We start from the raw sequence: 19,601 nt of genomic DNA, 5'->3' as shown, positions 1-19,601 counted from the left end.
GCGGGGATTAACTATGGATACCAAGCTGATTGCAAAGATTCTGCCGACGAAAAAGGGTGGCAAGCGCGCTATTGGCACAGGTTATCCCATCGCTGAGGGGTTGGTGTTGACGGCACGCCACGTCGTTGTTTTTGATAAGCGTGATAAGGCGGTGCCTATTGCGATTGAATGGCCCGATTCAAACCATGTCGATACGAATGTCACCGAATTTGTTTGGGTCAGCGATGAACACGACATGGCCATTCTCAGGTGTCAAACCCCGCCAAACATGTCGCTTTCCTCAGACCTATTGGCGTCACGCGATCCAAAAAGCCATGAACAGTGGAGTGGTTATGGCTATCCGGCTATCGGCAAGGAAGCTGAATCGGGATTGCGCGAAAAAATACCGGTGATGGGGGAGTTCTTTCCACCGAATGTCGCCACGCCTAAACTCACCATTTCCTGCAAAAGTGATGCTTTGGAGAAAGCCGGTTGGTGCGGATTATCGGGGGCGCCGGTATTTCACGGGCCGCAACTATTTGCGATTATCACCGCGACGCCGCAAAAGCGTGATGAATGTTTCACTGCTATTTCCATACCCTGGTTAATTCGAAACGATCCACAATTCCAAGAAATAACGGGTATACAAGGCCAGATTCAAAAACATCAAAAATTCGTTGCCGAGCAGAAACGACAAATTAGCGATGTCTTGTCAAAAATGACCACGCAGGACGCTCTGTTCAAGCAAATCGCCGGTCAATTAAATTTGAATGTGGCGAATATTACCAATCAAAAATTAACAGAAAAATTGCTGGAAGCCTTTAAGCAGGATGACTTGGCGGTTTTAGATCTGTTGCTGTGCGCCGGTGCCGATGCGTTCAAACAAGATTCCGGCGAGTCGATGCGCCGGAATCTCAGGCAGTTATTTTTTTTGTTTGCGGGCTTGATGGCCCCGGAATGCCAAGCAATCAAGCAGGCATTAATTAACTTGCCGGTGCGCACCGCGATGGCGGCTGAATTGTCGCTGGCGGCGCTTTACGATACCAATCCCGAGTTTGTCAGACATGACGGCAAAGTGCATGGCAGGCATACGATCAATGCGGACGTGTTTACCCGCGAAACCGGTTGGAGCCAGGCAGAATTCACAAAAGACGCCACCGAAACCATTTACAAGGCAATTCACAAAGCGCCGCCGCCCGAGCCGCTGGACGCCTTTGAGCTTGAGGCTTTGAATTCCACGATTAAACAGCGGCAAAATCGCTCCTTAAACCAACTGCATCGCCTGGAATTAAATCGGCGGGATGCCAATTTGACTAACAACCCTTTGCTTGATGCAGCCAATTGCCAGGCTTTAAATGCCGCGGACTGCCTCCCGGATTTACCCATCGTCCACTATGGCGAAGCCGCAGCGGAAAAAGAAGCCAAGCTGAGTGCCAAAATCACAGAGCTCTTCAACATACTCGAAACCAGCCAACCAAGCACATGACAGCAACCACCCTCAAACATTTTCAAGCCGATAGCGTTATCGATTACGCGGACTGTGGTTCCTGGCGGCAAGGCCGTTATTTTCTGGATAAAGCCAGCGCTTATGCCCTGGAAATGGCCTTGGCGACCCGCCGCCCCCTGTTGGTAAAAGGTGATCCAGGGTTGGGCAAGAGCTATCTGGCGCGGGCAGCTGCTGCCAAGCTCAAGCGCAAATTCATTGCCGAAGTCGTCAACATCAACACCGAAGGCCAGGATTTGCTCTGGCGTTACGATCCGGTCGCACGCCTCAACGACGCCCATGCTGGTATCAAAGACGATGACAAACTCAACCCCAAGCATTATCTCAATCCCGGTGTGCTGTGGTGGACCTTTGGCTGGGATAGTGCGGCTCGGCATTACAACGATGTCTGCCGTCATAAAGTCTACCGTCCGCAGATTTCCGACGACGGGGAACTGGACAACGGCATTGTTTTGCTCATCGACGAAATCGACAAAGCCGAGCCTTCATTGCCCAACGCGCTGCTGGAAGTGCTGGGTAACGGCGGTTTTGACGTACCGCTGTTGGGAGAAACCATCGGCAAGACACTGCAGACGGCAGACAAACAAGCTGCGCCGCCGCTAATCATCATTACCAGCAACGACGAACGTGAATTGCCGGCGGCGTTTATTCGCCGCTGTCTGGTGCTGCATTTGGCGGTGGATGATAAAAACCTTGAAACCTGGTTTTTGGAGCGCGCCAAGGTGCATTTCAATGATAACCAGTGCAGCGAAGCCATCAAACGCCCGGCGCTACAACAACTAATCGCCGACCGGCAGGAGGCTGAGCGCCACGGCACCATCAAGGCCGGTTTGGCGGAGTATCTGGATTTATTGGCGGCGCTGGATGAAATGACCGATTCCTCGCTGCAAGGCCAAGAACGGGATGCCTATCAGCAATGTTTGCTGGCTGAGATCCAGCACTTTGTGTTGCGCAAAGCGTTGTAATGTCGATTCATACTCAGACCAGTCGCGGCGACTTACTGCGCTGGCTGCAGCGCTGTCAAACCCATGACGAAAAATGCCTGAGCGCTACGATATTGGGTTACGAATGGTGTGCGCCAGTCACGATAAGCCATGAAATTGATTTTAAAGTTTCCCCTCCGGAGCCACCCGAAATCGACCCAGACCCTGTTCCTACGCCGGCTAAATTAGTGCTGAAACGCCCGCAAGCATTATTCTACGCCCTCGCATCTCAGGAGCATTATGCCGATCCGCAACAGCTCGGTGACAGCCTGCCGCCCGCGCTTCAAGGCGTTGAGCCGCTCTCCGGCGCCGATTTGCAGCCCTTTGCCGGCGGAGAACCGCTGCCGCACCAAGCCATCGTCCCCGAAGCCCGTATGCGCGATTTTTTGCGGCAATCCATAAGCCATAGCTTGGGGCAGCGACTGGATATACCGCAGTTGGTCAAACGTATCGCCCGCCTGCAAACCTTGTATCATCTGCCGCGCAAGCCACGTGTTGTGCCGGCCGGGCGGGTTTATGTCGTCCTCGATCTGAACAAACGCTTGCTGCCGTTCTGGTTGGACGCCCATCGTTTGTGTGAAAGTATCGTCCGTCAGTATGGGTTGAACGGCCTGGAAATTCGCGTCATTGACAATGACCCGCTAGGCGAATATTGGGATTGGTTTGATCAACAGCAACGGCTTAAGCAGTGGCAAGCGCTCACCGCGCAAAGTGTGGTGTTCATCGTCAGCGACCTGGGGCAATTGGCTGAACAACACAGCCCCATACGCACGCGGTGGGACAGTTTTTTCCGGCAACTAAGCCGTAAAAACACCACGCCGGTCGTGCTGGCGCCCGTATCGGCGGCCCAGCAACAGCCCGAGCGCCTAAAAACCATCCGCCAAGTGTTGTGGAACAAACACGGCAAGCTCAAACCGGAAAAGATCGATCCGGATATCAAGGCCCACGCTGAACATGTCCGCAAGGTCTTGGCATTATTATCCATTGCCGTACACGTCGAACCTGAGTTGCTGCGCGCCTTGCTACGCTGTTTACCCGCTGAACAAGCCGATAGCGGCATCGAAGCGGCGGTGTATCAGCATGCCGATATGCAATGGGGTTATACCGCCATCAGCATGCGCCCGGAAAAACGGGCCGAGTATCAAGCCGAATTTAAACAGCTGGACGCCGGCTTGCAATATCAAGTCTTGAGTTTGCTCAAACGCCAGCATATCGGCCAGTTTCCGGCGATTTGGGCGGAGGAAGTCATCAACGCCTTGCCCTTGGTGGCTTTCCCGCTCGAACAATTGGCCGATGTCCAGCAGGCGGAGGCTTTTATGCAACGCTTCGCCAAAACTCTGCAGGGTGCGCATTCCGACAGCGGCATGACGCAATTTGCCCGGCGGCATTTAAACCGGTTAAGCGGTGAGGCGATTCGTTTGAATAATGACCGCTATACCAGTGCGCTTTACGGTTTGGCGTATCGCGAGCAACTGCGGGCTGGCGCTCCGTTGCCTGCGGAATATGATGCCGCCATCGTGCATGAGCTGATTCGTGAACGCTCCGAATTAGCTCGCTATGGCATCTGGCAAGTTGGTGAAGCCTTGAGTATCGCGTATGCCGACACCAGGCCCGTAGAGATAGGTGGCGCGAAATTGGCCGAATTCGACGCAATCCACGACAGTATCATGCTGTGCAGAAGTTGGGTAGAAAATGGCCGGATGCGAGTGGATAAACAATTGCTTCGCTTGCCGGTCCGTGGTGAGTCGTGCATCGTCGGTCAGTTGGATGGGCAGACCCTGGATTTTGATACCGGATTGGCGAGCCTGACGTTTGCAGCATTCACAAAGCCCAGTTGGGCTGACAGTATCGTCCGCAATTCAGAAGGACTCTCGGCTAATTTACGCTTTGCGGGCAAAGATTATCGCTTTTGGTTACAAGCAGGGGAGGGTTTCAACCCTTACATCGAGTTAAAACGGTTTACCGAGGCGGAACCCTTGCCGGAAAAATGGGGCGAGCGGTTTATCAATACTATCCTGTTAAATCAGGAAGATAGAAGGACGCTGCTTACCCAAGTGAGATGGGAGCCGGAAAATCCTAGATCCTGGCCTGTTGGGGTAGACCAATATGGTCTCTACGCCGACCTCACCGTCAACCAGGTCACCCAGCGCTTCCGATGGATAGAGCCTGGTAGTTTTGCAATGGGTTCGCCGGAGGATGAGCCGGAACGATACGAATACGAAACCCAACATGCCGTGACCCTAACTCAGGGCTTCTGGCTGGCCGACAGCGCTGTCACTCAAGCCTTCTGGCTGACGGTGATGGGCGGCGACAACCCCAGTTATTTCAAAGACAGCCTGGAAAATCCGGTAGAGCGAGTCAGTTGGGATGATGCCCATCGCTTCATCGAAAAATTGAATCGGCTGATTCCTGGCCTCACAGCTCGGCTGCCCGCGGAAGCAGAATGGGAATGGGCATGCCGGGCTGGCACCTGCACACCGTTTTCATTCGGGGGCAATATTACGCCGGAACAGGTTAACTATGATGGCAATAGTCCGTATGCTGGTGGCAAAAAAGGTTTGAGCAGATACAAAACTGTGCCGGTAAGATCGTTCTCTGCCAATCCGTGGGGCTTGTATGAGATGCATGGTAACGTCTGGGAATGGTGCGAGGATGTCTGGCAAAAATCCCTTGGCAAGGAAGCGGTGGTTGATCCCTTGATTGAAGAAGGTGTCGATATTAGGCTCCGTGTGCTGCGAGGTGGCTCGTGGAACGACGTGGGCAGAGACGTGCGCTCTAGCGATCGTTATCTCTCTGGGTCCGATACACGAGAAGGTGATGTCGGGTTCCGTCTTGCTTTGGGTTATGCCGAACTCATGTCAGGACCGGTAGGAGGAGCCGTAAAACAGGCAAAGGTATGGACGGCGTCCGGCCCGGACAGCAGCGTCGCGGAGCAACCGCCGGCCTAATTCACGGCGACGATGCCTGAATATTGGCGTAAGCTGACCGAAAGTCAAAAATGATGAAGTATCTTTTGCCAAAGACTAAACGCGAATTTTGCCGTTGATGTTTATCTGCCTGTAAATTATGAGCTCACCCCACCGCAATCACTTGTCGCCACCGATGTTCCCCCTGGCTTGGGCCAGCGAATGGGGCGAGGATGGTTATGGCTTATGGCAGACTTTAATATTCAACAATGTCAGGCAAGTGTTTCGCTGGATTGAGCCGGGGACATTTTTGATGGGTTCCCCGGAGACTGAAACAGGACGCTACGACTACGAATACCGGCAGCGGGTGGACTTCGAATCCGGTTTTTGGTTGGCCGAAAGTGCTCTGACTCAAGCGCTGTGGCTGCAAGTTCATCCGGGTGATAATCCCAGCCGCCATCAGGAACATCCCGACTTTCCCGTGCATCGGGTGAGTTGGGACAATGCCCAAGCGTTTATTGCGCAGTTAAACGAGGCTATCCCTGGTTTTCAAGGCCGGCTACCTAGCGAAGCGGAATGGGAATACGCCTGTCGTAGCGGTAGCGATACGCCGTTCAATTTTGGTGAGACGATTGATTCGCAGCAAGCGAATTTTAACGGCGACTACCCCTATGCAAACGCGCCGAAGTGCGAATTTCGCGGTAAACCCGTGCCGGTAAAGAGTTTGCCCGCGAATGCCTGGGGGCTTTACGAGATGCACGGCAATGTTTGGGAGTGGTGCCGGGATGCTTGGCGAGAACAGATGGACGTTGATAGCGACGTTGATTCACCGTTTGCCTCGGAATCGCCCACCGAACGAATTGCTCGCGGCGGCTCCTGGGATGCCGATGCGACCTTCGCCCGTTCCGCCTACCGATACCACTTCGATAAATCCCAACGCAGCGAGTTCTTTGGATTTCGTTTGCTGGTTGATGGCTAGCTTCAATTTTAAAAGTTCTGACAAATACGGCTTACCGCAATGCGTCCGCTAAGCGACATACCTTAACCGGATTCTCCAGCTATATTTCGTGCTACGAATATTGCCTGACAAGGAAGGGCGTTAGTATGACGAGTCTAAATATTGCGGGTTTGCTTCACCACGGCGTATGGCGCTGTATTGGCTATCTGGCATTCAGTCGAATAAGAGTCGTCGGCAAAGAGCGGCTAACGTTAGTCGGCCCTGTCGTGTTTGTAGCCACTCACCGCAATGGCGCACTCGATGCCGCACCCTATTCGCTTGCCGTTCCTTTGGCGATGCCGATGGTATCGGCGCAGCTGCAGCGTTTACCGCTGGGCAGATTTTTGTTTCGTGGTATTGCGGTAGCCCGTGCCAAGGATAAGGCACGCGGCATTAAGGCCAATAACGGCAAGGCCCTGGCAGAATGCATAGACTTACTGAAAGTGGGTGGACAACTGTTCATCATGCCGGAAGGCACCAGTTCGCTCGGTTGCCGACATTTACCGTTCAATCGTGGTGCCGCGCGTATCGTAGCCCAAGCCATGGCTGCTGGCATCAGGCCCATTATCCAGCCCTTGGCTGTTCACTACGAAGACCCTACTCACTGGCAAAGCCGTGTTGAGGTGTTAATAGGCGCACACATAATGCCGCAAAACGCCGACGAGATAGCGATACACCAGTCGATTACTGATGGCCTGGAGGCCGTTGGGGCTAATTTTGTTAATAGCGAAGCTCAGCAAATGGCAGAAAAATTGGCTTATGCCAGCATTTTAAGTACCGATCTTTCTTACGCTGAACACTTAAAAAAACTCGAGGGCCAGATTGCGCCTGGTTTATCCGAGTCGCTACGGGCGTTGGAGGCAGTGGCCAAGGATAAAGGTCTTTTTCTTCATCAAGGCCTACCTTTAATGCCGCTCCGCTTGTGGCAGCGGGATTTAGTGAATTGGTTACTGCTGGCGCCTGTCATCGTTTGTTTCAGCATATTGAATTTCCCGGTACTGGCTGCCGGGCATATCGCTAGTCAGCTTTTGCCGGACGAGCCGAATGTCATTGCCTTTTGGCGCATGGTAATCGGATTGCCGGTAGGATTATTTTGGGTCGTGACCGTTTGCGTGGGTTTGTTTGTATGTGCCGGACCAAGTTGGTTTGTTCTTTACGGCGCGATCAGTACCGTTGGCCTATTGGCTTGGTACCGATTCCGTAAATTGACGGTAGCACTCGGTAACGCGGTTTTTCATCCTGAGATGAGGGCGGTATTGGTAACAGCCTATCGGAATTTGGCGGAGCGTAAAGCGCATGAATAAACTTCTCGACCCCCCCTTACGCTATTTCAGTATCTATCTGGGCGCTGTTTCAGCCATGGAAATCGCGCACCTGACGGTTTGGAGTCTATTGTTTTGTCCGATGTTGGCCGGCATGGCGGGGTTGGCGCGCAGATATTCCAGACAACACAGTTGGGGACTATTGGCTGCCATTTGTGTCAGTCTGGCCGTGGGTATGAATGTGTCATATCAAGCCATGGCCGGAGCGGTCCCCGCTGTCCGGAGCGTACGCTTCGATGCCCAGTTAATGGCATTGGATAGGTTATTGATAGGCGAAACGCCGTCGGTATGGTTGGAACGATGGATTAGCCCACCGCTCACCGAACTAATGAGCGCTTGCTACTTGTTATTGATGCCATTATTGCTGGTCAGCCTACTGCGTTATTTTTTCCGGCGCCGGGAGTTGCTCGGCGAATTTTACACCGGCCTATTCGCGGTATACGGCTTGGGTTTTCTCGGTTATCTGCTGGTGCCGGCTGCCGGGCCTTGGCTGGCTTATCCGGAGTTGTTCAACGTCAAATTGAGCGGCGGCGCGGTCACGGCATTTAATCAAGCGATGGTTGAGCAAGGCAGTAATAAAGTCGATGTCTGGCCGAGTCTACATGTGGCTGTGACGCTTTATATACTGGGATTTGCCGGACGGCATCATCGCCTCGAGTTCTGGGTTTTGTTGTTGCCGATATTGGGTTTATGGATCGCTACTCTTTATTTGCGTTATCACTATTTTGTCGATGTCCTCAGCGGCTTGGCGTTGGCCGGCTTTGGTTTGTACGAAGCTCGCCGTCATGCCGATCACCCTGCCATTAACCCCAGCAAGAAGGATACCTATGCCAACGCTGTTTGATTTTCATCATCCGTCTGCTCTGGATTCCGCCATATCCGGCGGTAAGGGCGCCAACCTTGCCCGCTTGACGCAGGCTGGGTTTGCGGTACCACCAGGCTTTGTGTTGCCGCCGGAGAGTTACTACTCGTTCATTGAGCAATACGATGCATTGCCGGATTTGCTTCGGGATTTGCCTATAGACGAACCCCTGGCCTTGGAACAGGCGTGCACAAGTATATGCGAGCAGTTGACCCAGCTACCGGTGCCAGAAAGCCTGAAGCAGGCAATTGCGGCGATGTTAGCTAAGTTTCCAGGTGATACGGCGTTCTCCGTGCGTAGTTCCGCCACTGCCGAGGACTTGGGCGGCGCAGCATTCGCCGGGCAGCACGAAACGTATCTGAATTGCATCGGCATCGACGACATTGTTTCGCGCATCCGGGATTGCTGGGTGTCGCTGTGGAGTGCCCGCGCCATTGCTTACCGCTTGCAGGCCGGTATCGGCTTATCGAACACTGCGATGGCGGTGGTGGTGCAAAAAATGGCCTTCAATCGGGTCGCCGGCGTGGGGTTTTGCATCAATCCGGTTACCGGCGATCCAGCACAACAGTCGGTCGATGCCAATTATGGCTTGGGTGAATCGGTGGTGGGTGGTGAGCATCAGGTTGATCATTGGTTGCTGGAGAAGTCGTCCGGGCGAGTGTTGGAGGCGGTGTTGGCGCATAAATCCTCATGCATCGTCGCCGACCGCACCGGTACGCGCAGCGAGAACTTGTCAGATGATCAAGCTAATTTACCTTGTCTCAGCGAACCGGAGTTGGCTGAGCTATCCGATTTGATACGGCGCGTCGAAAAGTTTTACGGTTATCCGCAGGACATAGAGTGGGGTTTTGAAGGTGAACAATTATGGCTGTTGCAAGCACGGCCGATTACCCGTATCCCGCCGCGCTGGACCCGTGACGAATCCGCCGAGCGATTTCCCTCGGTGATTACGCCGCTGGCTTGGGACTTGGTGGAGGAGGGTTTTCACCAATCGCTGTCGCATTCTTTCGAATTGATGGGCTTGCCGCCGTTTCACGGCAAGTGGTTCGCCTTGTTCGATAATTATGTATACGGCAATCAGAATGCCGTCGAAGTTTATGCCGAAGGCACTGCAAATTCCTTAAACGTGCGTTCAGTTGCCGAACTGCTGTCTGCTTTACCGACACTGCGCAAACGCTATGCCTGGGTGCAGGAATTACCGATGGCGTGGTCGCGCGATTTGGATCGCTATTTACTGGGACTTGGCGAATTAATGGCCGAGCCGCTGACAGGACGCTCGATTCCCGAGTTGTGGGATTTTGTACTGCGGGTGAAACAGCTAGGTGCGGAATATTTCCTGCCTAATATTGCCATTTCCATTACTCAGCGCACCCTTTACAAACTGGTGTACAGCATCGTTGGGGCGGCGGTTGGCGAAGCGGATGCGCCGGCGACCTTTGATAGCTTGCTGGCGTACTGCGAAACCAAAACAGGTTTCGTCAATAAGGAACTTTACCGGCTGGCACGGCGGATAGCCGAATGCCCCAAACTTGTTCAGGCGTTGCGCACCCAAACGGGCCAGCAATTTCTGGCTTCCGGTGGATTCATACAGGAAGCAGATATTGCAGCCGCTTTCCAGCGTTTTTTACAGGATCATGGGCATCGGGAAGTGGAGTTCGATCCCTATCATCCGACCTGGTTGGAAGCGCCATGGCTGGTGATTGAAAATCTGAAAATGATGTTGGACTCGACCCTGGAAGATCCTGCCGAAAAAGAACGTATTCTGAAAATCCGGATGTTGGAAACCGAGCGGCAATTGATCGGCGGGTTGCCGGAGGATTTGCGGTTTCCTGTTCAGGAGCTATTGCGCTTGGCGCGGGTTTATACCGCATTGGACGACATAGAACATTATCAGACGACACGATTGACATTGCCGTTCCGCAAGGGTTTGCGGGCCTTGGGTGTAGCCTTGCAGGCCAGAGGCATAGTTACGGAAGTGATGGATGTATTCTTTGCCAGAGCCGAACAGCTCTCGGAAACAATCCGCGTTAACGACGCCGAGTCGTGGCATTGTTTGACGGATAGCATAGTCCGGGAAAAACAGGCTTATCAAAACCATAGGCAGCATTCACCTGAATGGGAGTTGGGTAAGTCACAAGCCTATTCCGCTAAAGACGGGGACTTTGTTGGTTTGCCCGGTAGCCCCGGCGTTGCCAGCGGCGTGGTATTTAAGGTGTTGTCGCAGGACGATTTCGCCGATTTTCCCGCCAACGCGGTATTGGTGGCTCGTACCACCAACCCGGCCTGGACGCCTTTATTTTATAAGGCGGCGGCCGTGATCACCGAAAGCGGCGGACCTTTGTCGCATGGTGCAGTGACTGCAAGGGAAGTGGGTTTACCTGCGGTAATGAGCGTCAGAGGTGTGCTGGATGCATTGACGAACGGCGACAAAGTGACAGTCGATGGTATTGCGGGCCGAGTAAGGCTAGATTGACGCAAATCTTCGTAAGCAGGTCGGTCGGTCCACTTGGCAAAAATTCGGGACACCATCGGTTTTTGTCATAAGCGCAAGTTTCAGAGCTTTGCGCGCAAGCCAATTAGAGCTGTGCGCAAGGCTTTTCCGGATTCGCGCAAGCTTATTTGCCTGGCGGGCAAGGCTTTTTTCCTTGTGCGCAAACCATTGAAGCTAGCGTGCGAACCAAATAAGGTGGCGGTTTGGCCTCAAGGCCTTGCGCTTAAGCTATTAAGGCTTGCGTTTATTGCAAATTGCCTTGCCCGCGAAGCAATTTACCTTGCGGGCAAGGCTCTGAAAGTGGCGAGTGGCTCTAATATGCTTGCGGCTTTAGCGGAAAGGCTTGCGCGCTATGCTTTTATCTATTCCGCCAAGGGATAAAGCTTAATCGCTAAGCCGGAAAGCCTTGCCGGACAGCCATTATGCTTATCTTGTTTAGCCGGCAGGTTGGGTGGCCTGGGTTTTTGCCTTGGTGCCGCGATTAAACCGAACAGACATCGCCTGCCGCAGGGTTTCCAAGCCCGCGCCCTTGCCGGCGATTTTTAAAGAAGCGTAAGCATCCAGGCTAAAACTATAAATATCGCTGCCCAGCGCCATATCGGTATCCTCGCCTCTGCTCAATAAATCGCGCAGGCGGTGCAGGCGAGGGCGGAGTTTGTCGAGCGTCACCAGATCGGCTTGCGCTTCGACCATATCGAGACCGGGCGGAATGGCTTGGGTGTTTTGGGTGGCTAACGTCAGCGTCTGCCGGCAGAACGCTTCGGTTTTATCGCCCATTTTCAGGATAGTGCGGCGTTCTTCCGGGGTTAAAACAAGAAAGCCGGCGAAGCGGTCTTCCAATGTCTTTAGCGCGGCGTCTATGTCGGTCAGATCATTATCGGAAAGGCTTAAAGAAATCAGATGTTGACTCATGTTTATCTCCTTTTAGCGTGGCTGATAGTGCGGATGATTGGGTGTGGTCCGCAGAACAAAAGCGTAGGCCATATTTGGAGAAGCGCGTGAATTTATTTGCTAGGAAGTGAGCTGCTTTTGGTTGCTTCTGTGTTGGATTCTGGTTTCCAAGCTCTGGCTTGGAAACTCAATCTTGGAAGCTATTGCTTCCCGGCAAATAAAGAAAGCTAGAGCTTTCGAGCCTCAGCTTACCAAGCTGGAGCTTGGTAATCAGTGGGAAGCCATGAAAACGAAGCTTGGACTGATGTCGGATACGGCCATTGATAGCGGACGCATCTGCCGCGGGCGATGCGCTTCAAATTTTTTATTGCCTTCAAGCTGCGCATACGCTCTGGGGTGGGGACTTAGTAGCGGATGTCTAGCGTGTCGAATGGCACCGCAGGAGCGATACAGGATGGAGCGTGGGCACGATAATTCTTGGCTTTCAACGCTGTTTCGGGCTAGTATCGATCCGGCTATTCCGATACGAGAGCACCCTCATGATCAGCGCTGAACTGCGGCAACTACCTGCAACCGAAAAACTCAAACTTATCGAAGCTCTGTGGGACGATTTGCTCAATAACGAAAACGACGTCCCGGCGTTACCGTGGCATCAGGAGGAATTACAGCGCACAGAAGCAGCTTATGCAGTAGGGGATATCGAGGCGGTCGATTGGCAGCAAGCCAAAAAGGCATTACGCTCGCGGTTCGAATGAAAATTCGGATTTTACGCACTGCCATGGATGATTTGACGGCAGGACGCTTGTTTTACGATAAGCAGCAAGAAGGAGTAGGCGATTATTTTTTCGACAGTCTGTTCGCCGAAATTGATTCATTAGCTTTGTATGCCGGCGTTCATAGCCTGCATTTTGGATTCCATAGGCTTTTGGCAAAGCGGTTTCCCATTACAAAGTGATCGACGATCAAGCCCTTGTGTTTCGAATTCTGGATTGTAGGCGGAATCCAAAGCGGCTTCTGCAGGGATGGGGAGTTAATCGGTTTGGGCTTAGTTGTACCGCATTTCACTGGTATTCAAGCTCCAGCTTGAATACCTACATCTCGGAAGCTCTTGCTTCCCGTCAAATAAAGAAAGCAAGAGCTTTCAAGGTTCGGTTACCAAGCTGGAGCTTGGTAACCAGTGTAAAAGCAGCGGCAGTCGGCCAATTGCGGACCGCTACGTTATGGTTGTGAGTGACAGCACTTGAATGGATAACCGCCTATCAGTTTACCTAAAGATAGTGATTGCACTGCCTGCCCCCCCCGACTTTGTATCGACTTGTTAAAATCACTGATTGCCGAAAAAACTGCAATCCGCCCCATATAAGCGATTGTTCGTAAAGAAATTCTCAGGAAAAACCATTAACAAGTTCGACTAATTTAAAGAGCTGATCAAAAGTAGTTTTACCGAATTCTTTTGGATTTACTCTCATGATTTAGGCTAATGATGGAAAAAATAAACTAGACTATTCGTTTTGAAAAACATGACCTAAGCAAATGAAAATCACCAAGCTTCATGCTGAGAATGTGCATGGATATCTACCTCTAGATGTAACTTTTTTTGAAGACCTAACTTTTCTAATTGGATTAAATGGGTCTGGAAAAACGTCCGCGCTACGATTGTTGATGGCTCTTCTAACACCTAACATCAATGAGCTGGCATCCATCACATTTTCTCTTGCCGAAGTCACTGTTATTGATAGTGAACAAGAGATCGTTGTTTCAGCAACAAAATCTTTAGAAGGCGTCGAGCTTAGTATAAGTTCGATTGATGAATCACTCTGTATCAGCAGATCAGAGCTTGAATTATTTCTGGATACTAAGCGTGGTGATGAGCCTGGTTCCAAAATACGCGAAATGTATCAATCTACGCCTGTTTTTCATTCAATATCGAAGATGTCGACACCTATGTTTTTAGGGTTGGATCGGAGGTTTTTCGTTCCTGGATCAACTACTGATGAGTTAGATGAAGCTAGGCGACGTGAGTTTATGGCTAGAAGATTTTGGCCAGATGATCCTACATTTCGCAGTTCAGCTGCTATAGCAAGCCTTATCGAGGTGAACTACTTAGTTGTTACCAGCATGCAAGAAATTAGAGCGAAGCAAGAGCAACTTGATGAAAGACTTCGTAATGAGTTTTTCAAGAAAGCATTTGAATATAAGCCTGGTGACTTTGGATCGAATGTCGATCTTCCTTCAAAAACTGAATTAGAACAGTACCGCCAGCTTGCCAAAATTGCCCAAGCTGCAGAGGGGACTAAAATACCAATACCTGAGATTCAAAATGCGTTAACGCACTTTTTTGAAAAAATGAGTCGCGTGGTTGAGTCGTTGGACAAAAGTGCCAAAGAATCTAAAAAAGTAACTACGAAAAAAAATAAAAAAAAGGATGACGGGGGTTTTCTCATGATCACCTTGAATGGATTATCAACAGGCCTCAAGCAGATCGTATTCTTGAGCATTTGGAATTACTCCATCAATACATTGAAGATAGAAACTCTCTTAGAACACCTATTACTAGATTTCAAACACTGATTAATAATTTTCTAAAACAAACGAGAAAATCGGTTGAGGTTGCTAGCAATGGCCAACTTACGATCCATGTAATTGGTGACTCAGAGGATAGCCGCACTCACAACGGCCTGATCACGCTGTTCAGTTTGCATTTGGTTAAGCCGGGCTTGATAGCGGTAGAACTTGGCCGGTCACTGAATCGTGTCCAAGAAATTCGTTTGTTGGCCTATTTTCTGGTTTCCAAGCTCTCGCTTGGAACCTAAATCTTGGAAGCTATTGCTTCCTGGCTAATAAGAAAGCTGGAGCTTTCGAGGTTCGGTTACCAAGCTGGAGCTTGGAAACCAGTGGAATAGGCGGCAACACTTGATGGTCAGGAGCCAAGTTAATTCTCCCGAGTCAAATGTAAAACCACCCCATCTGCCCTTATAATGCCGGGCTTTTACCAGATTCTCCGCCCCATGTCCGTCCAAGACACCCTGAAACAACTCGCCAAAAATCTCCAAAACTGCATGGGCACTGACCGCCACGGCTTGAAGCGGCAACTGGACAGACTGCGCAGTGAGGCGAGTAAGGGTAAGGATGTGGCGGGGCAAGTACAGCAAGTGGCTGATAAGATCGAGCGTTCGGTGGGGCGTTGCAACCAGCGCCGGGCATCGGTGCCGGTGATTAATTACCCGGATTTGCCGGTCAGCGGCAAGAAGGACGAGATTGCCGAGCTGATTAAAAACCATCAAGTGACCATCGTCTGCGGCGAGACCGGTTCCGGCAAGACTACGCAGTTGCCTAAAATTTGTCTGGAAATAGGGCGTGGCTTAACAGGTTTGATTGGTCACACTCAACCACGCCGGATTGCTGCCCGTACCGTGGCCGACCGGATTGCCGAGGAACTGGGTCAGCCCATCGGTCAGGCGGTGGGTTACAAGGTGCGCTTTCACGACCAAACGCATCCTAATTCGCTCGTCAAACTGATGACCGACGGCATCCTGCTGGCCGAGTCGCAGAACGATCCTTACTTAAATCAATACGACACCATCATCATCGACGAGGCACATGAGCGCAGCCTGAATATCGATTTTTTGATGGGCTATCTGCGCTGGTTATTGCCGAAACGCCCGGATTTGAAGGTGGTGATTACCTCCGCTACCATCGACCCGGAGCGCTTTGCCAAGCATTTTAATGACGCGCCGATTGTGAATGTTTCCGGTCGCACCTATCCGGTGGATGTGCGCTACCGGCCTATCGAATTGATCGAGGAAGACGACGAAACCTCCGCCGATTTGCAGCAAGCCATTCTGGATGCGGTGGACGAGTTGTACCGGGATATGCGCGGCGACATCCTGATTTTCTTGAGCGGCGAGCATGAGATTCGCGAGACCGCCGAGTCCTTGCGTAAGTCGCACAATAATGCCCGCTACGAGGTGTTGCCGCTGTATTCCAAGCTTAGCGTTGCCGAGCAGGAGCGGGTGTTCAAACCCAGCGGCAACAAGCCGCGCATTGTGCTGGCGACCAACGTGGCGGAGACGTCCTTGACCGTGCCGGGCATCCGCTGCGTGATCGATTCCGGCCATGCCCGTATCAGCCGTTACAGCCACAAAAGCAAGATTCAGCGTTTGCCTATCGAGCGTATCTCCCAAGCCAGCGCCAACCAAAGGGCAGGGCGCTGCGGGCGGGTGGCTGAGGGTATTTGCATCCGGCTGTATTCGAAAGAGGATTATCTGGCGCGCCCGGAATTTACCGAACCGGAAATCTTGCGCACCAATCTGTCGTCGGTGATTTTGCAGATGGCGGCTTTGAAATTGGGCGACATCGAAGAATTCCCGTTCGTCGAACCGCCCGACGAAAAAATGGTCCGCGACGGCAAGACTTCGCTGTTCGAAGTCGATGCGTTGGATAAGCAGGGCAATCTCACTGAAACTGGCCGGCAGTTGGCGAAGATTCCGACCGACCCCAAACTGGCGCGCATGCTGCTGGCAGCGGCGCAACTGGGTTCGCTGCACGAGGTGGCGATCATCGTCTCGGCGCTGAGCATCCAGGACCCGCGCGACAAACCGGCCGATAAATTGCCGCAGGCCGAAGCCAAACATGCCCAGTTCAAGGCCGAAGATTCGGACTTTTTGAGTTTGCTGAATCTGTGGAATGCTTTTGAAGAGCAGAAGAAACATCTGACCAACAGCAAGTTGCGCAAGTATTGCCAGGACAATTTCTTGTCTTACATTCGCATGCGCGAGTGGTACGACATTCACACGCAGATCATGCAGGTGGCGCGTGGTGATTTGGGTTTGAAGACCAGCGGCAATCCGGCTAATTACGAGCAAATCCACATGGCGTTGTTGCCGGGTTTGTTATCGAATATCGGTTTTAGACACGAGCAATACGAATATCTGGGCGCGCGGGGTTTGAAGTTTTTCATCTTTCCGGGTTCCGGCCAGTACAAAGCGCGGCCGAAGTGGATCATGGCCGCCGAACAAGTCGAAACCAGCAAGGTCTATGCACGGACCGTCGCCAAGATCGAGCCGGAATGGATAGAAGCCTGCGCCCAACATCTGGTCAAACGCAATTACTACGACCCGCATTGGGAGAAAAACGCCGGCCGTAGCGGGGTTTACGAGCGCACCCTGTTGTACGGTTTGACCTTGCAAGCCAAGCGCAAAGTGCCTTACGAAAATGTCGATCCTAAGGCCGCGCGGGAGATGTTTATCCGCCATGCGCTGGTGAATCACGATTATCACAGCAATGCGCCGTTCTTTAAGGCCAACGAGGCCTTGCTGGAAGAGGTGGGCTACATTCAGCACAAAGGCCGCCGCGTCGATTTGGTGGAAGACGAGGAATGGCTGTATCAGTTTTACGATAAAAAGCTGCCGGCTGAGGTGGTGAGCGGCATCACCCTCGATCAGTGGCGCAAGAAAGTTGAGCGCGATAATCCGAAGATTCTGTTTCTGACTAAGGAAGATTTGACCCGCCACGACGACGGCAAGATCAACGATTGGGATTTTCCGGATAGCAAGAAGGTTGGCGATTTGACTATCGAATTGCATTACCGCTTTGAGCCGGGTCACGACGAAGACGGGGTGACGGCCATCGTACCTGTGCATCAGCTCAATCAAATTCGCCAGGCGCCGTTCGATTGGTTGGTCCCGGGCATGCTGGAAGAAAAAGTCACGGCCTTGATCAAATCGCTACCCAAGCATCTGCGTAAGCATTTCGTGCCGGTGCCGAACACCGCCAAAGCTTGCCTGGAAATTGAACCGGATTTTAAGGGCTCGTTGTTCGAGTGGTTGAGCGGTCGTTTGCGCAAACTGACCGGCGAATCGATACCCTTGAATGAGTGGCAGCCGGATGCCTTGCCGGACCATTTGAAAATGAATTTCCGCATCGTTGATGATCATGGCCGGGCCTTGGGCTATGGCCGTAACCTGGCTAAGCTGCAAGCCGACTATGCCACAAAGGCTGGTGACAGTTTCGACAAGCTGGCACAGGAAGAGATGAACCATACCGGCTGCATTGCCTGGGCATTCGACGACTTGCCCGAGACCTGGCAGTTCATGCAAAAAGGCCAAACTTTTATCGGCTTTCCGGCGATTGTGGATGAAGGCGACACGGTGGGGGTGAAGATACTCGACACCCAGTACAAGGCCGATCTGGCGCATTTCGATGGTTTGACCAAGTTGTTTCAATTGCAATGCCGCAAGGACGCGCAGTATTTGTTAAAAAACAGTGGGGTCCAGGCTACTTTGCAATTAGCCTATAACCAACTGCCCAAGCATCCGTTGTTGACAGAACGGCCGGGCGGCGATTTTAAGGAGGATCTACTATTCTTGATCTTTAATAGTGTGTTTGTTGCTGATAGTACGATCCGCAGCCAGCAGCAGTTCGAAGCGGCGCTGGCGGCCAAAAAGGCTACGCTGGTCACGGTTGGGAATCAGGTGGGCAAGCATGTCACGGAAATCATGGCAAACTACCAAACGGTAAGACAGCGATTGAAGCAGCCTGGCGTCAGCCCAAATTTGCGGGAAGACTTGGAAAAACAACTGAGTTTGCTACTGTTTAGCGGTTTCTTACGATATACGCCGTTGGCGCAGATACAAGCGATGCCGCGTTATTTAAAAGCCATTGAGTGTCGTCTGGATAAGCAAAAGCCCGATTCGGCGGACATCCAAGGTCTGCACAGGCTATCGCAACGCTTTTGGCAGCATGTCGAAAAGCAAATGAAGACTTTGGTGCCGATGCCGGAACGCGAAGCCTTCCGCTGGAGTTTGGAAGAATTGCGCGTGTCCTTGTTTGCGCAGCAACTTAAAACCGCTTACCCGGTTTCGGTGCAGCGTCTGGAAAAGACTTGGAACGAAAAGTTTTAATCAGCCTCTGATTTTTGTGCCCACTACAGAAGGAAGCCCAAGATGATACCCATTCGAGATTCGATACCTTGTAACATCAAGCCTTATGTGACCTGGGGCATCATGGCTATTTGCATAGCAGTGTACGTAGCGATGCTGTTTATGCCGGATGAAATGGGGCAGCACTTTGTTTACATGTACGGGATGGTGCCGATTCGATATTCCAATCCGGATTGGGCTTATAGTTTTGGTTTGCCGCCGGATCATTATCTGTCGTTTTTTACCAATATGTTCCTGCACGGCGGTTTCCTACACCTGTTGATGAACATGGTGTTTTTATGGATATTCGCCGACAACATCGAAGACTTGATGGGACATAAACGCTTTGCGGCGTTTTATGTGTTGTGCGGACTGTTGGCAACCTATGCGCAGTGGTATTTTTATCCCAAGATGGCGGTGCCGGTGGTGGGTGCATCCGGCGCCATCGCCGGCGTGTTGGGGGCGTATTTTTTTCGCTTCCCACAAGCTACCGTAGTGATACTGGTGCCCATCCTGTTTTATCCGCTGTTTTTCCATGTGCCGGCGATAGCCTTTCTTGGATTCTGGGTGATTATCCAAATCGGCGATGTATTCACCGCAGCGGTTTTAGATAATGTCGCGGTGGATTCGGCTTGGTGGGCGCATCTGGGCGGTTTCGTTGCCGGGGCTTTGCTGCATCCGTTTTTTATCGAAAAGAAACCCGCGGCATATCAATTCCTGTCTGATGAATAGGCCTTTAAGCCGCG

At 52.0% G+C, this 19,601-nt stretch carries 14 protein-coding genes; 13 read left to right on the top strand and 1 reads right to left on the bottom strand.

The genetic code is table 11. The annotated features are described in order from the left end of the window. Window positions 1–13 precede the first annotated feature (13 nt). The 8 genes from ACR02O_RS16430 (at window position 14) to ACR02O_RS16395 (ending at window position 11,425) form a co-directional block, all read left to right on the top strand. The gene (locus ACR02O_RS16430) at window positions 14–1,465 is read left to right on the top strand and encodes a trypsin-like serine peptidase (protein WP_494522027.1); all 1,452 of its coding nucleotides are present in this window, start codon (window positions 14–16) and stop codon (window positions 1,463–1,465) included. Continuing rightward, entirely contained in the window at window positions 1,462–2,448 is a 987-nt protein-coding gene (locus tag ACR02O_RS16425) for an AAA family ATPase (RefSeq protein WP_415878474.1), read from the top strand. The genes ACR02O_RS16430 and ACR02O_RS16425 overlap by 4 nt, the downstream gene beginning before the upstream one ends. Further along, a complete protein-coding gene (locus tag ACR02O_RS16420; protein WP_494522026.1) occupies window positions 2,448–5,414 on the top strand; it encodes a formylglycine-generating enzyme family protein in 2,967 nt (988 codons plus the stop codon). Before ACR02O_RS16425 ends, ACR02O_RS16420 begins: the two co-directional genes overlap by 1 nt. Window positions 5,415–5,532: 118 nt before the next feature. Further along, the gene (locus ACR02O_RS16415; RefSeq protein WP_494522025.1) at window positions 5,533–6,351 is read left to right on the top strand and encodes a formylglycine-generating enzyme family protein; all 819 of its coding nucleotides are present in this window, start codon (window positions 5,533–5,535) and stop codon (window positions 6,349–6,351) included. 125 nt (window positions 6,352–6,476) lie between these two features. Continuing rightward, window positions 6,477–7,673 (top strand): 1-acyl-sn-glycerol-3-phosphate acyltransferase, encoded by a 1,197-nt coding sequence (locus ACR02O_RS16410; RefSeq protein ID WP_319961308.1) that lies wholly within the window; start codon window positions 6,477–6,479, stop codon window positions 7,671–7,673. Next, window positions 7,666–8,535, top strand: coding sequence for a phosphatase PAP2 family protein (locus ACR02O_RS16405; RefSeq protein ID WP_319961307.1), 870 nt, complete (start codon window positions 7,666–7,668; stop codon window positions 8,533–8,535). The genes ACR02O_RS16410 and ACR02O_RS16405 overlap by 8 nt, the downstream gene beginning before the upstream one ends. Then, on the top strand, window positions 8,519–11,026 hold the full coding sequence (locus ACR02O_RS16400) for a PEP/pyruvate-binding domain-containing protein (RefSeq protein ID WP_494522024.1): 2,508 nt from the start codon (window positions 8,519–8,521) through the stop codon (window positions 11,024–11,026). Before ACR02O_RS16405 ends, ACR02O_RS16400 begins: the two co-directional genes overlap by 17 nt. Window positions 11,027–11,059: 33 nt before the next feature. Continuing rightward, a complete protein-coding gene (locus ACR02O_RS16395) occupies window positions 11,060–11,425 on the top strand; it encodes a hypothetical protein (RefSeq protein ID WP_205454082.1) in 366 nt (121 codons plus the stop codon). A 54-nt stretch (window positions 11,426–11,479) separates the two neighbouring features. Here the strand turns inward: ACR02O_RS16395 and ACR02O_RS16390 are convergent, their stop codons facing one another. Further along, window positions 11,480–11,956, bottom strand: coding sequence for a hypothetical protein (locus tag ACR02O_RS16390; RefSeq protein ID WP_494522023.1), 477 nt, complete (start codon window positions 11,954–11,956; stop codon window positions 11,480–11,482). Window positions 11,957–12,474: 518 nt separating this feature from the next. Here ACR02O_RS16390 and ACR02O_RS16385 point away from each other — a divergent pair. From ACR02O_RS16385 to ACR02O_RS16365, 5 genes are all read left to right on the top strand, one after another. After that, window positions 12,475–12,690 (top strand): addiction module protein, encoded by a 216-nt coding sequence (locus tag ACR02O_RS16385; RefSeq protein WP_494522022.1) that lies wholly within the window; start codon window positions 12,475–12,477, stop codon window positions 12,688–12,690. Then, window positions 12,687–12,890 (top strand): hypothetical protein, encoded by a 204-nt coding sequence (locus ACR02O_RS16380; RefSeq protein WP_494522021.1) that lies wholly within the window; start codon window positions 12,687–12,689, stop codon window positions 12,888–12,890. Before ACR02O_RS16385 ends, ACR02O_RS16380 begins: the two co-directional genes overlap by 4 nt. A 578-nt stretch (window positions 12,891–13,468) precedes the next feature. Then, entirely contained in the window at window positions 13,469–14,506 is a 1,038-nt protein-coding gene (locus ACR02O_RS16375; RefSeq protein WP_494522020.1) for an AAA family ATPase, read from the top strand. 437 nt (window positions 14,507–14,943) lie between these two features. Then, complete coding sequence (gene hrpA / locus ACR02O_RS16370; protein WP_494522019.1) at window positions 14,944–18,837, top strand: ATP-dependent RNA helicase HrpA; 3,894 nt, start codon at window positions 14,944–14,946, stop codon at window positions 18,835–18,837. Window positions 18,838–18,879: 42 nt separating this feature from the next. After that, on the top strand, window positions 18,880–19,587 hold the full coding sequence (locus tag ACR02O_RS16365) for a rhomboid family intramembrane serine protease (RefSeq protein WP_415878466.1): 708 nt from the start codon (window positions 18,880–18,882) through the stop codon (window positions 19,585–19,587). Window positions 19,588–19,601: the final 14 nt, after the last annotated feature.

It is taken from the genome of Methylomonas sp. PHL2-19, from assembly GCF_059331595.1.
Note: the sequence above shows the minus strand (reverse complement) of the source record. Positions and strands in the feature narration are given on the sequence as shown.

Coding starts and splice junctions, on each gene's coding strand:
- ACR02O_RS16430 (WP_494522027.1), top strand. CDS start 14: ATGGATACCAAGCTGATTGCAAAGATTCTGCCGACGAAAAAGGGTGGC.
- ACR02O_RS16425 (WP_415878474.1), top strand. CDS start 1,462: ATGACAGCAACCACCCTCAAACATTTTCAAGCCGATAGCGTTATCGAT.
- ACR02O_RS16420 (WP_494522026.1), top strand. CDS start 2,448: ATGTCGATTCATACTCAGACCAGTCGCGGCGACTTACTGCGCTGGCTG.
- ACR02O_RS16415 (WP_494522025.1), top strand. CDS start 5,533: ATGAGCTCACCCCACCGCAATCACTTGTCGCCACCGATGTTCCCCCTG.
- ACR02O_RS16410 (WP_319961308.1), top strand. CDS start 6,477: ATGACGAGTCTAAATATTGCGGGTTTGCTTCACCACGGCGTATGGCGC.
- ACR02O_RS16405 (WP_319961307.1), top strand. CDS start 7,666: ATGAATAAACTTCTCGACCCCCCCTTACGCTATTTCAGTATCTATCTG.
- ACR02O_RS16400 (WP_494522024.1), top strand. CDS start 8,519: ATGCCAACGCTGTTTGATTTTCATCATCCGTCTGCTCTGGATTCCGCC.
- ACR02O_RS16390 (WP_494522023.1), bottom strand. CDS start 11,956: ATGAGTCAACATCTGATTTCTTTAAGCCTTTCCGATAATGATCTGACC.
- ACR02O_RS16385 (WP_494522022.1), top strand. CDS start 12,475: ATGATCAGCGCTGAACTGCGGCAACTACCTGCAACCGAAAAACTCAAA.
- ACR02O_RS16380 (WP_494522021.1), top strand. CDS start 12,687: ATGAAAATTCGGATTTTACGCACTGCCATGGATGATTTGACGGCAGGA.
- ACR02O_RS16375 (WP_494522020.1), top strand. CDS start 13,469: ATGAAAATCACCAAGCTTCATGCTGAGAATGTGCATGGATATCTACCT.
- hrpA (WP_494522019.1), top strand. CDS start 14,944: ATGTCCGTCCAAGACACCCTGAAACAACTCGCCAAAAATCTCCAAAAC.
- ACR02O_RS16365 (WP_415878466.1), top strand. CDS start 18,880: ATGATACCCATTCGAGATTCGATACCTTGTAACATCAAGCCTTATGTG.